At 57.2% G+C, this 12,712-nt stretch carries 10 protein-coding genes; 4 read left to right on the top strand and 6 right to left on the bottom strand.

Translation table 11 applies throughout. The features are described 5' to 3' along the window. Positions 1 to 25 precede the first annotated feature (25 nt). The 4 genes from KDX30_RS04635 to KDX30_RS04620 are packed head-to-tail and all read right to left on the bottom strand — an operon-like array spanning position 26 to position 6,146. Entirely contained in the window at positions 26 to 595 is a 570-nt protein-coding gene (locus KDX30_RS04635) for a TetR/AcrR family transcriptional regulator (protein WP_231675112.1), read from the bottom strand. 25 nt (positions 596 to 620) lie between these two features. Then, on the bottom strand, positions 621 to 1,919 hold the full coding sequence (gene fabF, locus KDX30_RS04630; RefSeq protein ID WP_231675111.1) for a beta-ketoacyl-ACP synthase II: 1,299 nt from the start codon (positions 1,917 to 1,919) through the stop codon (positions 621 to 623). 10 nt (positions 1,920 to 1,929) lie between these two features. Beyond that, on the bottom strand, positions 1,930 to 5,040 hold the full coding sequence (locus KDX30_RS04625; RefSeq protein WP_231675110.1) for an efflux RND transporter permease subunit: 3,111 nt from the start codon (positions 5,038 to 5,040) through the stop codon (positions 1,930 to 1,932). Further along, complete coding sequence (locus tag KDX30_RS04620; protein WP_231675109.1) at positions 5,037 to 6,146, bottom strand: efflux RND transporter periplasmic adaptor subunit; 1,110 nt, start codon at positions 6,144 to 6,146, stop codon at positions 5,037 to 5,039. The genes KDX30_RS04625 and KDX30_RS04620 overlap by 4 nt, the downstream gene beginning before the upstream one ends. 253 nt (positions 6,147 to 6,399) lie before the next feature. Here KDX30_RS04620 and KDX30_RS04615 point away from each other — a divergent pair, with 253 nt between their 5' ends. Further along, positions 6,400 to 7,860, top strand: coding sequence for an efflux transporter outer membrane subunit (locus tag KDX30_RS04615; RefSeq protein WP_231675108.1), 1,461 nt, complete (start codon positions 6,400 to 6,402; stop codon positions 7,858 to 7,860). Between the two features lie 90 nt (positions 7,861 to 7,950). After that, positions 7,951 to 8,736, top strand: coding sequence for an SDR family NAD(P)-dependent oxidoreductase (locus KDX30_RS04610; RefSeq protein WP_231675107.1), 786 nt, complete (start codon positions 7,951 to 7,953; stop codon positions 8,734 to 8,736). Positions 8,737 to 8,838: 102 nt separating this feature from the next. Here the strand turns inward: KDX30_RS04610 and KDX30_RS04605 are convergent, their stop codons facing one another. Together KDX30_RS04605 and KDX30_RS04600 are read right to left on the bottom strand one after the other, a co-directional pair. Then, positions 8,839 to 10,110, bottom strand: coding sequence for an OmpP1/FadL family transporter (locus tag KDX30_RS04605; protein ID WP_231675106.1), 1,272 nt, complete (start codon positions 10,108 to 10,110; stop codon positions 8,839 to 8,841). Between the two features lie 318 nt (positions 10,111 to 10,428). Beyond that, positions 10,429 to 11,049, bottom strand: coding sequence for a TetR/AcrR family transcriptional regulator (locus KDX30_RS04600; RefSeq protein ID WP_231675105.1), 621 nt, complete (start codon positions 11,047 to 11,049; stop codon positions 10,429 to 10,431). Between the two features lie 564 nt (positions 11,050 to 11,613). Here KDX30_RS04600 and KDX30_RS04595 point away from each other — a divergent pair. Both KDX30_RS04595 and KDX30_RS04590 read left to right on the top strand, forming a co-directional pair. Then, positions 11,614 to 12,369, top strand: coding sequence for a hypothetical protein (locus KDX30_RS04595; protein ID WP_231675104.1), 756 nt, complete (start codon positions 11,614 to 11,616; stop codon positions 12,367 to 12,369). Positions 12,370 to 12,479: 110 nt separating this feature from the next. After that, the gene (locus KDX30_RS04590; RefSeq protein ID WP_231675103.1) at positions 12,480 to 12,710 is read left to right on the top strand and encodes an AlpA family transcriptional regulator; all 231 of its coding nucleotides are present in this window, start codon (positions 12,480 to 12,482) and stop codon (positions 12,708 to 12,710) included. The last annotated feature ends 2 nt before the right edge of the window (positions 12,711 to 12,712 follow it).

The following is a 12,712-nucleotide window of genomic DNA, read 5'->3' as shown; positions in this document are numbered from 1 at the left end:
GTGGTCAGCATGCTGTCTAGAAATATCAGTCCAATTGATCCAGTAAAGCACTCTCAACCTCCTGCACCCATGGCTCGGCCCCGAACGTCCGACGCAGAAGCGCTGTTCCCAGCATTGCAGAGAAGTGGACCAGTCCCTGCTCCCTCGTCCTCCCAGGGTCCGACGCCTGGGCGACACTCAGTAGAGTGTCAAACAAAAACCTTGTCCCTTCTCGATAGGATTGCGAAAGCAATTGCTCGGGGGACGCACCCACCGCGTCATGACTGAATGCAACGATTGCACACCGGCCCTCTTCCGCAGAAGCGAGGTACTGGGTGATCAAATATCGATAGGGGTTTTCAGCGGTCAGCCCAGCCCGTGTGGCTTGCGCCTCCCATATACGTTGAGTTTTACGAAACGAAAGGCTGCAGACTTCAGCCGCAAGCATTTCCTTGGAGCTGAAGTACTTATAGAACCCTCCATTGGTCATGCCTATCTCAGCCATGATCTTGGCAATGCTGACTTCGTTTACACCAAATTTTAAAAACAACCTGGCCGCTGCGTCCAAAATCAGAGCGCGCGTCGTATCTGCCTTGCTGCCTTTACACCGACTCATCTCTTCCTCCTGGGCACAACTGCCATCACTCTCCAGACTCAGGCGCCCAGCGACGGAACAGCACGCTCGCGTTAACGCCACCAAAACCGAACCCATTTGACAGTGCGTGCGTGATGGCCACCTCCCGGGACTTGTGGCTTATCAAGTCAAGCCCAGCAGCCGCCTCATCGGCATGATTCAGGTTGAGCGTGGGAGGCACGATCTGGTCACGAAGCGCCAATATGGTAAAGATCGCCTCGATGCCGCCGGCCGCGCCCAGAAGATGCCCGGTGGCAGACTTGGTCGAGGTGATTGCCACGCCAGAGCCACTCCCGAACAACGAGCGAATGGCGGCCAACTCTCCCTTGTCACCGACCTGTGTGGAGGTCGCGTGTGCGTTGATGTGTTGAACATCCAAGGGGCTGACAGCAGCCTGACGCAGTGCCTGCTCCATGGCGCGCCGTGCGCCGCTGCCGTCCTCGGGGCCTGCGGTCAGGTGATAGGCATCCGCGCTGGTGCCATAACCCACCAGCTCGGCCAGTGGCGTGGCGCCACGCGCGAGGGCATGCTCCAGTGACTCGATCACCAGCAACCCCGCGCCTTCGGACATCACGAAGCCATCGCGATCCCGATCAAACGGCCGTGAAGCCTGCTGCGGGTGCTCGGCAAAACCGGTGGATAGCGCACGGGCCGCGGCAAAACAGCCCAGGGTCACACGGTCGATCGCCGCTTCGGTACCGCCGCATAGGGCGATGTCCGCCTCGCCACTTCTGATGAGCCTGGCCGCATCGCCGATAGCCTGTACGCCGGCGGCACAGGCCGTCACCGGGGCGCCGAGCGGTCCTTTGAAACCGTGCCGGATGGAAACGTGCCCCGCCGCCATGTTGGCGAGAAAAGACGGCGCGGTGAATGGCGATAATCTGCGCGGGCCACGTGTATCGGTGGTTCGCACAGCATCGGCAATCACACCAAACCCGCCCACGCCAGAGGCAATGATCGTCGCGGTCCTTTCCTGGTCTGCATCCTCGGTCGGGTGCCAGCCTGCCTGCTCAAGCGCCTCATGCGCCGCCACAAGGGCAAACTCGATGAAGCGGTCCATCTTCTTGCGGTCCTTGGCCGAAATGATGCGTTCCGGGTCATACCCTGCGATAGCGTCTTCCGCCAGTGACGGCACCTGGCCGCCGACTGCAACACCCGTCCCCTCGGTCACCTCGGCCGGTAACTGGCGGATGCCCGAACGCCCAGCCAACAAGCGCTTCCAGACTTCCTCAACGCCACACCCCAGCGGTCCGACCATGCCGACGCCCGTGACGACGATTCGCTTTTGACCGTTGAGATTATTCATTGAGCCCTCTTCATTTATCAGTCGAAAGTGCTTGGGTGGGTTTCGCCGTATGCGTGCTGCTTTCAGACTCAGGACGGATCTTGAACCAGATGGAATACATCGCGGGCAGGAATACCAGCGTCACAATGGTTCCGACAAACGTGCCTCCGATCAGGGTGTAGGCCAGTGTCCCCCAGAAGACCGAATGGGTCAGCGGGATGAACGCCAGGATTGCCGCCATCGCTGTCAGCAAGACCGGGCGGGCCCGCTGTACCGTGGCTTCGACCACCGCATGGAAAGGGTCCAGCCCTTCTTGTTCGTTGTGGTGGATTTGCCCGATCAGAATCAGCGTATTGCGCATCAGGATGCCCGAGAGCGCGATCAGCCCGACCAGCGCGTTGATACCAAAGGGTTGTTGAAACAGTAACAAGGTCGGCACCACACCCATCAAACCCAGCGGTGAGGTGAGAAACACCATGATCATCGCGGAGATTGAGCGGACCTGCAGAATGATGACCAGCAACGTCATGGCAATCATGATCGGGAATAGCGGCAACATTGCTTTACCGGCCTTGCCCGACTCCTCGATTGCACCCGCTTGCTCGATCCGATAGCCATCCGGCAGTTTGTCGATGATCGGCTGGAGTTCCTTCACAATCACACTCGACACATCCGGCGGCTGCAGATCCTCGGCAATATCGCCGCGTACGGTGATGGTCGGCGTACGGTCACGACGGCGCAGGATCGGGTCCTCCATGCGTACGTCGACTTGCCCGACCTGCGACAATGGAATCCGCTGACCCGCCGTGCCGACCAGGGTAAAGCCTTCGATTTTGGCGGGATCAAGACGGATATCACCTGCCGCGCGCCCGACCACCTGCACCGAACGAATGTCCTCGCGCACCGCCGTGATCGGTACGCCCGCCAGCAGGAACTGCAGTTGCTGTGCCACCGCGCTTGAGGTCAAACCCACGGCCTGCAAACGATCCTGATCCAGCGTGAAATGCAAGGTCGGCGTGAGCGGGCCCCAGTCGGTATTGACGGTTCTCATCATCGGACTGGCCTGCAACACGTCCTGCACCTGGCCGGCGATTTCGCGAAGTTTTACCGGGTCAGGCCCCATCACTCGATACGCAACCGGAAATGGCGAGTACGGACCAAACACCAGTTGCGTGACCCTGACCCGCGCTTCTGGCGCAAGGCCTTCGGCAGCCGCCTCGCGCAGACGCAACTTGAGGGTCTCACGAGCCTCCTGGCTGTCCGTCAGCACCACGATTTTGGCGAATGACGGATCCGGCAGTTCCGGTGCCATCGCCAGATAAAAGCGCGGCGCACCTTGACCGATGTAGGCCGTGACGATTTTTGCTTCATCCTGCTGCTGCAACCAGGCTTCTATCTTGGCGGTGGTGGCGCTGGTTTGCTCAATGGAGGTTCCATAGGGCATTTGCACTTCAATCAGTACTTCAGGACGATCCGAGGTCGGGAAGAATTGTTTCTTGACCAGGCCCATGCCCAGGATCGACACAACAAACAAAACGATCACAGTGCCAGCCACCAGCCATTTACGCGCAATGACTTGCGTCAACACCCGTCGGAAACGGTTGTAATGATGGGTATTGTAGATAGCAGCATGGCCACCTTCGACCGTCTTGATGTCCGGCAACATCTTGACTCCTAGGTACGGGGTAAAAGCTACCGCGACCACCCAAGAGGCAATAAGGGCAATGCCCACGATCCAGAACATGTTGCTGGTGTACTCACCGGCTGAAGACTGCGCGAAGCCATTGGGCATAAAGCCGATAGCCGTCACCAGGGTACCGGAAAGCATCGGCGCGGCCGTATGACTCCAGGCATACGCGGAGGCCTTGATGCGGTCGTAGCCCTCTTCCATCTTCACCACCATCATTTCGATAGCGATGATGGCGTCGTCCACCAGCAGGCCGAGCGCCAGGATCAATGAGCCAAGGGTAATCCGGTCAAAGTTCTTCCCCGTGGCCTCCATCACCACAAACACCACGGCCAGCGTCAACGGCACAGCGGCCGCCACCACAACGCCGACACGCCAGCCCATGCTGAGAAAGCACACCAGCATCACCACGAGCAGTGCGACGAAGAACTTGACCATGAACTCGCCGACGGCCGAATCGATATTCACCGCTTGATCGGTGACTTTGGTAAGCGCCATGCCCAGCGGCATGCCCTGGTTGATCTTGACCGTCTCCGCATCCAGCGCCTTGCCGAGGTCCAGCCCGTTCCAGCCCTCGCGCATCACGATCCCCAGCAGCAGCGCATCTTCACCGTTGCTACGCACGAGAAAGGTTTTGGGATCTTCGTAACCACGTTCGATCGTCGCCACATCAGAGAGCTTGAGCGTGCGTCCCTGGAGCGTAATAGGCGTGTCGCGAATTTTCTGCAGCTTATCGAAGGCGCCATCCAGGCGCAGGAAGACTTCGGGGCCTTGGGTTTCAATGGAACCTGCGGGCGTGAGCACATTTTGATTGTTAAGCGCGGCAAAAATGTCCTGAGGCGATACGCCCAGGGTGGCCAGGCGATCATGGGAAAACGAGATAAAGATACGTTCGGGCTGCTCCCCGATGATATTGACCTTCTTCACACCCGGCACATGCAACAGGCGCTGGCGAAGGGACTCGGCATCACGCACCAACAGGCGCTGTGGCTCACCTTTGGCCTTTAGGGCAAACAGGGCGAATGTGACGTCCGCGAATTCGTCGTTGACCATCGGCCCGATGACACCGGCAGGCAGCTTGATCGCCTCATCATCGAGCTTTTTACGCGCCTGATAGAACTCCTCCTGCACCTGCGACGGCGGCGTGCTATCGAGCAATGACAGCATCGTGAACGCCAGGCCTGGGCGGGTATAGGTTTCCGAGCGGTCGTACCACTTCAGTTCCTGCAAGCGTTTTTCAAGGGGTTCTGCGACCTGATCCTGCATCTCCTGAGCAGTAGCTCCTGGCCAGGCTGTGATCACCGTCATCTGCTTGACCGTAAACGGAGGATCCTCCGCGCGCCCAAGCTGGAAGAACGAAAGAATACCCGCGACGGCAATCAGGAAGATCAAAAATACCGTGATCGAGCGCTCGCGTACTGCGAGCGCCGAAAGGTTGAATCGACCTTCGCTCATGGTTGAGTCCCCGTAACCTTGGCGTCACCCTGTTGAGCAAGCCGCACCTCTTCGCCATCGCGCAGCAGGTGTGCGCCCAAGGCGACGACAGGCTCGCCTTCCTTGAGGTCGCCTGCGACCCGCGCCGAGTCGTCGCTTAAACCCAGGACCTGCACGGGCCGCCAGCTCACTTTCGCAGGTATCCCGGCGATGACCCACACTCCTGCCCCTTTACCTGGGTTGTAAATGGCCGCGATGGGCACTTGCAACACTGGCCCCTGCGCCGCATTTTCGGCAATCCTGAGGGTGACGGTCGAACCAATCGGTGCATTCGCCAGCGCGCCCTCCAGCACATACCGCGCCTCGAAGGTGCGGGTCATATGGTCCGCCGAGTCCGACAGTAGCCTGAGCTTTGCGGTAACAGCACCGGTGGTGTTGCCGTAAAGTGTCGCCTGGGCGGTCGACCCTGCTGCCGGGCGTAACGTTTCAGGCAAGTGCACGATAGCCTCGCGCTGCCCTGCCCTTGCCAGCCGAACCACCGGCTGCCCCGGACTGACGACTTGCCCAGGCTCAGCGAGCGTCTCCACCACGACGCCGTCGGTATCCGCCACCAGCACCGCATAACCCGACGCATTGCGTGCCACGTCAGCCTGCGCTTGCGCGGAGCCCAGTTGCGCCCTTGCGGTATCCGCCGCCGCTTTGATCTGGTCATAAGCCGATGCGGAGACCGCGCCGGCAGCGACCAGGTCACGGTATCGCGCCTCGTCATCCGCGGTCTGTTTGGCTCGGGCCCGAGCGGCTGTGACCGACTCCTGCTGTGCATGCGCCTGTAAACCCAGGTCAACCGGGTCGAGGCGCATGAGCGGCTGGCCACGCTTGACGGTCTGACCGGTGTCAACCAGACGCTCAAGGATCTTGCCGGACACCCGAAAACCCAAATCGCCCTGAGTACGGGCAGCGACCACCCCGGTGAATGAACGCGAGATCGCGGAGGAACCCTGAACGTCTGCAGACCTCACCAGCGGGACTTGCGTGCGCGGATCTTGAGCGGTGGATGACTCACCGCATGCCGTCAGGACAAGAGGCAACAAGCAAGCGGCAATAGGGACAGGTCGAAGCAAGCGCATAGATTCCCTTGATTCAGTAATAGGATGAAAATCATATTTTTAGACCGGTGACTTTTTTTGTCAATGGTCACGACCTAATTTATCAGTTAGAGTCACCGGCGTGCTCATCAGCAATTTGTTCTTTCCTTAATAATAGTTAGAGACAAATTCCACCCAATATGTAGGCCATTTGAACCGTAGCTGATAACGAAAATTGACAGATAGTGACCTTTAAGTAATATGGTCACGCTCATGATTTATCAAAGGAACCTCAATGCCCCTCTTTCACCCCCTTGCTCTACTGGTGAGCGCCGGCCTGTTAGCAGGTTGCGCGGTCGGTCCGGACTATCAGCGTCCCGACGCGCCGCTTTCCGCTGGATACATGGGCCAGGCCGCCGTTGAACAACGGCCTGGTGCGCCGCGGGCGAGTCTTGTCGCGTGGTGGGAAGGCTTTGGTGATCCACAGTTGGCCGACTTCGTCGCTAAAGCGCTTGCGCAGAACCTGGACCTGGCACAAGCGACGGCGCGCGTCACGCAAGCGCGCGCAGGACTGGGCGCCGCCAATGCCGCTTTGCTGCCCTCGGGTAACATCAGTGGCCAGGCGGCGCGTTCCTATCAGTCAATCGAGACGCCACTGGGCCAAGTGTTGAATTCAACCCCTGGCTTTGATCGATACGGCAGTTCCTACGAGCTCAACCTTGATGCGAGCTGGGAGGTGGATGTATTTGGCGGCCTGCGACGCGGACGCGAGGCCGCACTGGCCGAGTACCAGGCCTCCGAGGCTGGCGCTGCCGCCACGCGCCTGGCCATCGCTGCGCAGACGGCTGATATCTACATCGCGGTTCGTGGATTGCAGGCCCGGCTGGAGATCGCCAACCGACAAGTCAAAACGCAGCAGCAACTGTTGGAAAAAGTCCAACTGCTCTATGGCAAAGGCCTCGCCGCCAGCTATGAGGTTCGCCAGACGGAGGGCGCGCTGTCGCAAGTCCAGGCGACAGTACCCGCCCTGCAAAACGGCCTGGATGCCGCCATGAACGCGCTCGATGTGATCCTCGGCACACCCCCAGGCACGCATCGAATGCAATTGGCGAGTCAGGGCAAGATTCCCCTGGCACCACAATTGAATGACACGGGAACACCCGCCGATTTGCTGCGCCGCCGGCCGGATCTGATTGTGGCTGAGCGCCGGCTTGCGGCCTCCAACGCACGCATTGGTGAAGCCACCGCCGAGTACTACCCGAAGTTTTCACTGAGCGCATTGCTCGGCAGCGCCACGGCCGTATCCGGCGGCAACCTGTTTACCGGCGGTGCCAGCCAGTCGGCAGGCGTCCTGGGCCTGCGCTGGAGGCTCTTCGACTTCGGTCGTATAAACGCACAGATTGACCAGGCAAAGGGGCAGGAAGCCGAAGCCCTGGCCGCTTACCGCCAATCTGTCCTGCGCGCCACGGAGGATGTCGAAAACGCCTTCTCCGCCCTGGTGAACCGGGAAGTTCAGGCAACCACTCTCACCACAGGCGAGGAAGCCCTGACGCAGGCCCGCCAATCGTCGTTCACAGCCTATGAAAAGGGCACAGCCAGCCTGATCGATGTGCTGCATGCCGACGAGACTCTGCTGCGGTCTTCCGATGCACGCGTGCAAGCTCGAACAGAATCGGCTCGGGCGGCGGTCGCGGCATTCAGAGCGCTCGGCGGTGGATGGCAAGCGCCTGAACCTCGGCCTGTGGCGACTCGATAACCAGCCAAGCCTGCTCTGGCAGCCCGTGGGAATAGCACAGAGCGGCGAGTTGCCGAACAACACAACAGCAATACGTCGGAGAATATTACTATGCAGTCGAGCAATAATTCCTGGGTACTCATTACCGGCGCATCAAGCGGTTTCGGCAAAGAGTTTGCGCAACAGTATGCTGCAGAAGGAAGATCACTGATCCTGGTTGCGCGCAGGCTGAATGAGCTTGAAACGCTCGCTGATGAGTTGCGCGCACGTTACACCGTCGATGTGTTGGTGCAACAAGCGGACCTGTCATCCATTAATGTAATTATCGATTTGCATCGATCTCTGCATGACCGCAACATTGTCGTCGACACACTGATCAACAACGCGGGCTATGGCTTACAGGGCGCATTCCTGGACGAACCTCTGGAAAACTCCTTGGCTATGATCGACTTGGATATCGCCAGCCTGACCGCCATGACTCGCCTCTTTGCTGCAGATATGAGAGCACGGCGCAAAGGGCATATTTTGATGGTTGCCAGTCTGCTGTCTTACCAAGGCGTTAAAAATTTTGCCGTTTACTCTGCCGCTAAGGCGTATGTGCTTAGATTTTCCGATGCACTGCATCGCGAACTCAAACGTGACGGCGTCATCGTTACTGCGCTTTGCCCAGGCATGTCTGATACCGGCTTTGCAGCAAGTGCCAAACAAACGATTACCCCGATTCTGAAAAGGGTGATGATGCAACCTCGGCCCGTGGTGCAAGCAGGAATCCGCGCACTGCAAGCGGGACGAATGAGCGTCGTGCCGGGTTTCGGCAATAAGGCCATCAGCGTCCTGACCTGGGCCACACCTCGCCGGTTTCACCAGAGGCTTATGGAACATGTAATGGGCGTCTGAGCGCGTGATAAAAAATCGCCTTCCCAACGGAAAGCGTTGGGAATGTTCTAAACGGCCGGAAGTGATGCGCGACTCCCGGCCGACGCGTGGAACGGGAGCCAATCAGAACCGATAACTGACAGAGGCGCCAAGACCGCTCGCGCTGTTTTTATACTTGGAACTGTATGCGCCCCTGGTCGCGGAGACGTGGTTGACCTGAACACTCTCTTCCCACAGATAAGAGTAGGCAACATCAATCGTGAAGTTATCTGCCGGGGTCCAGCCTGCGCCCACGCTGAACACTTTCCGGTCGCCCGTAGGAATGCGCGGCCCTCGATCGGTATTATTGGTTGGCGACTGATCGACCGAGAAGCCAGAACGAAGCACCCACTGGTCGTTGAGCTTATACGCCGCACCGACCGCGTGAGCCCACGTATCATGCCAATTCTGCTCTTCGACGACGGAACCCAGTTGAGCATTCAGCAAAGGGGGCAACCCCTTGGTCTCGCTGGTCAATTCCTTGAAGCGACTCCACCGAGTCCAGGTACTTCCCACGTAGAGGGTCCAATCATCATCCAGTTGATGAGTCAACGACATGTCGACTGATTCTGGCGTATCCACTTCCAGCGAAGCGTCATAGCTACGACCACTCACCCCTAACACGCTAAAGAGACCGCCAGTGACCTTGGTCTTCGCATCCAGGCGGTAGCTGACCTTGGAGTGGTAAGTCATCCCCAGGCGGGTTCGGTCTGTAGGCTGCACCAAAATACCGACGTTGAAACCCAGAGCCGTGTCATCCCCAGTGCTTTTGAGTTTGCCGTCATTGCGGCCTGGGCTCAGCGGATTGGGCACCATGCCGGACAACTCGCCGCTGATGCGGTTGATGGTAGGACCAAACCCGATCGATACTTTATCGTTAAAGGCATAGCTGACCGTGGGCTGAAACGTAAGGGTCGTGACTTCACTTTTGTTGGCATAGTAACGGCCAGCAAAATCGCTGCCGTAATCGGTCATCAGACCAAACGGCACATAGAACCCCACACCGAGTGCCCAATGCTCATCAATAGGCTTGACGTAGTACCCCATCGGTACCGTGGTCACTGGCACCATGTCGCCGTCTTTCTGACCGCCGAATGTACTGCGCGTCTGGCTTATATCCGACTTTGCGAAAAGCGTCGCGCCGCCCACGCTGACCTGCTCGCTTTTCAAACGAGCCATACCCGCCGGATTACCGAAGACCGTGCTCGCATCTTCAGCCGAAGAAGAGCGACCAGCAAATCCGGAGCCCATCCCGCTGATGCTTTGTTCGTTGAGCGCAAAACCGCTCGCCAGCACATTAGAAGAAGCAAGCACGACAGCCAGTCCAAGTGGACGTTTGAGCGAGTCTTTTTTCATTATTGGAACTCTTCGTGACCACCGGAAAGAACCGGTTAGCAGTAGTTTTTTATGGGTTTCAGTTCGTTTGCATCGCTTAAAAAGGCCACAGTCCGGCGCGCCCAAAGAACCCGGCGATCACCGCGCAAGTAACAGAGCGGCGCTGAACCATGGCAATGCAGACAAAACTGAGGTGCCATGTTTATTCATGTGACCATTTATGTCAATGGTCACATTTCAGGCAAAACGTGTACGCCACTGCTCGATGCAATGGCTGGAACTGAAAAGGTATTTTTTTCGACGCTCACGCGAAGGCTGCGCAGAATGCGCAGCCTGGAATCACGGCATGAGGCTGCGCAATATCAGGTTTGAGGTGAGCGTGGGTGCTGTCTCAACGAAGTCGAGATTGTATTGCAGCAGCAAAGGGTTGACGAAAGGCCGCAACGCAAAATGGATGGAATCTACCGTCTCGTCCAATGGAGTTTTGCGTTCAAATTCACCGCTTTCCCGCCCATCACGAACGATCTGTAAAACGAAGCGTTTAATCTGTGCGTCGTAAACCTGTGAGCTCGGCCAGCTTTCCGACGCTGAAAACGCGGCGATATCATAAAGTTTTCGGTCATTGAAGAACAGGTTCACACCTGTGGAGATCAGGGTTCTGACCAGACGTCGAAACCGCTCGGTTGACGAAATATCCTCGACATTAATGGCCTTTTCAACAGCCGCAACAATTTCCGCCAGGCAATTCGCGCATATGGCTTCACCGATCGCCTGCTTGGAATCAAAGAATTTGTAGATGTAAGCCTTGGAAAATCCGATGGCCTTGGCCAGGTCGGAAACCGTGGTTTTGCTGTAACCGTACTGGCTGAAATGCTCGTTAGCCGCCGCGACAATCTGATCTCGAATGTCATGATCAACTGGGCCGCGAACGCCGGGCGAGGAGACTGATTGCTGGTTCATGCCTGTAGCTTACGCATTCCCACCACGGTTGACAACTGATGACCCGATTGTAATATAGTCACATACCTTTGAACTACAGGTGTTGTGAAGCTATGTCGGATGAAAGGCTGGCTGCCCTCCTCAACTGCATTGCTCAACGCAATAGCTTGTGCCATTCATCCCACTTTACGGTCTTAACTGGCCGTTTCAGACACCCTGTGCTTAGGTCCGAGGACGATACAAATTGACTCGGGCAGAAGGTCGACTACATCGACTGACACAGGATCAACTGATACCTGAACGAGTCTCGCCCAAGGGATGATCGCACTTCATATCGAATCACTCTCGAGCTTATGGGCCCATAGATGCCAAGAGATCGCAGCCCAGGCTCTTCGCGTCAGACGCGGGCTTCTACGGAAATGGGAACGGTTCACGGCGAGACTTAGATCAATGAACGTAGACAGGACTCGATGACTTATAAGCCCCTAAAGACATACAGGACAGCAACCGCACGGAAGCCTAAGTCATTGTATTAGACGTTAGACCGTACCTAGCGGGTCTGCCCTTTGACAGAAGGCCATCGCTATGTATGCACCTAACGATTTTAGGGCCACTGAAAAGCTGTTCTACAGGCCCATTGAAGCGGCAATACGCTGGAGTGATTTAACTGCTCATGAGTCTCTGATTCTTGAGTCTGCATGGGGCAATCCTGATCGCCTAAGCAACGAGTTTCCGCAGTGGCCGTGCTTGCACGCGACCTTCTGGAAGATTCTGGATGCCATTCGAAATCGCGAAATTCCGTACGGAGCATTGGGTGTCACCGTGACTCCAGGCACCCCTGTAGATATAAGGCTACTGACCATCCGGCATTCAGATTTAAAGCGCTGGATGTTTATGTACCACCCTGATCAACGACCATCTTTTCTTTTCGGCCCGCCCATACTCAGTCAGGAAACTATTCACCACAATACGTATTTGATCTTGCAGGCCGATCGTGACGCTTTACAGGTACAGCTAAAAGCTACCGAAGCGAAGCTCCAAACTCTGACTGACGAGTTAAAGGCTGCGGGACTGGAGCGCGAGAACCTGCGTGAACTCGCTGAAAATAGGATCCATCTAAGCGACGATAGTAAAGAGATTTTTTTTAACATTATCGGCGCGCTGGTCGAAACCATCTTAGGCTCGACAAACTCCGGCAGAAAACACTCTATTTTCGACAGTCAGGCGTCTATCGTCGACTCGATCATCGCGCACTACGACGGAGTGAAAGGACTGAGTAAGCGCACGCTGGACGGAAAATTTGCGGCCGGCAGACGCAACCTTGCGAAGGTAAAAAAGTGAGGCCTTGCGCTGCAATCACTCCACTTGCAGTGCAATGACTTCTCTCGCTTTCTGATATTGAATCCAGGTCACTTCCCACCCGATGCCATACGGCGCCAGGAGTGACCACAATGCTCAATCAATCCTTCTCTACCGCGGGTGTACCTAACCCCAAGGTCGAGCGCCATATCATGCGACGTGAAGAGGTAGAGCGAAAAACCGGTTTCAAACGGTCGCACATTTACAACCTGATGAAGGAAGGTAAATTTCCTCAAGCCAAGCGCATTGGGCAGCGAGCGGTAGGCTGGGATTCACTAGAGATAGAGCAGTGGGTCGTTGAACAGCTGGACCAGCAGGCCTGATG

This window comes from Pseudomonas quasicaspiana, from assembly GCF_021147825.1.
GTDB lineage: Bacteria > Pseudomonadota > Gammaproteobacteria > Pseudomonadales > Pseudomonadaceae > Aquipseudomonas > Aquipseudomonas quasicaspiana.
The sequence above is the reverse complement of the archived record's forward strand: the minus strand, read 5'-3'. Positions and strand labels throughout refer to the sequence as shown.

What these genes read in the sequence shown, in the direction of transcription:
- KDX30_RS04590 (WP_231675103.1), top strand. Translation starts at nt 12,480, where the DNA reads ATGCTCAATCAATCCTTCTCTACCGCGGGTGTACCTAACCCCAAGGTC.
- KDX30_RS04605 (WP_231675106.1), bottom strand. Translation starts at nt 10,110, where the DNA reads ATGAAAAAAGACTCGCTCAAACGTCCACTTGGACTGGCTGTCGTGCTT.
- KDX30_RS04635 (WP_231675112.1), bottom strand. Translation starts at nt 595, where the DNA reads ATGAGTCGGTGTAAAGGCAGCAAGGCAGATACGACGCGCGCTCTGATT.
- KDX30_RS04610 (WP_231675107.1), top strand. Translation starts at nt 7,951, where the DNA reads ATGCAGTCGAGCAATAATTCCTGGGTACTCATTACCGGCGCATCAAGC.
- fabF (WP_231675111.1), bottom strand. Translation starts at nt 1,919, where the DNA reads ATGAATAATCTCAACGGTCAAAAGCGAATCGTCGTCACGGGCGTCGGC.
- KDX30_RS04595 (WP_231675104.1), top strand. Translation starts at nt 11,614, where the DNA reads ATGTATGCACCTAACGATTTTAGGGCCACTGAAAAGCTGTTCTACAGG.
- KDX30_RS04600 (WP_231675105.1), bottom strand. Translation starts at nt 11,049, where the DNA reads ATGAACCAGCAATCAGTCTCCTCGCCCGGCGTTCGCGGCCCAGTTGAT.
- KDX30_RS04620 (WP_231675109.1), bottom strand. Translation starts at nt 6,146, where the DNA reads ATGCGCTTGCTTCGACCTGTCCCTATTGCCGCTTGCTTGTTGCCTCTT.
- KDX30_RS04625 (WP_231675110.1), bottom strand. Translation starts at nt 5,040, where the DNA reads ATGAGCGAAGGTCGATTCAACCTTTCGGCGCTCGCAGTACGCGAGCGC.
- KDX30_RS04615 (WP_231675108.1), top strand. Translation starts at nt 6,400, where the DNA reads ATGCCCCTCTTTCACCCCCTTGCTCTACTGGTGAGCGCCGGCCTGTTA.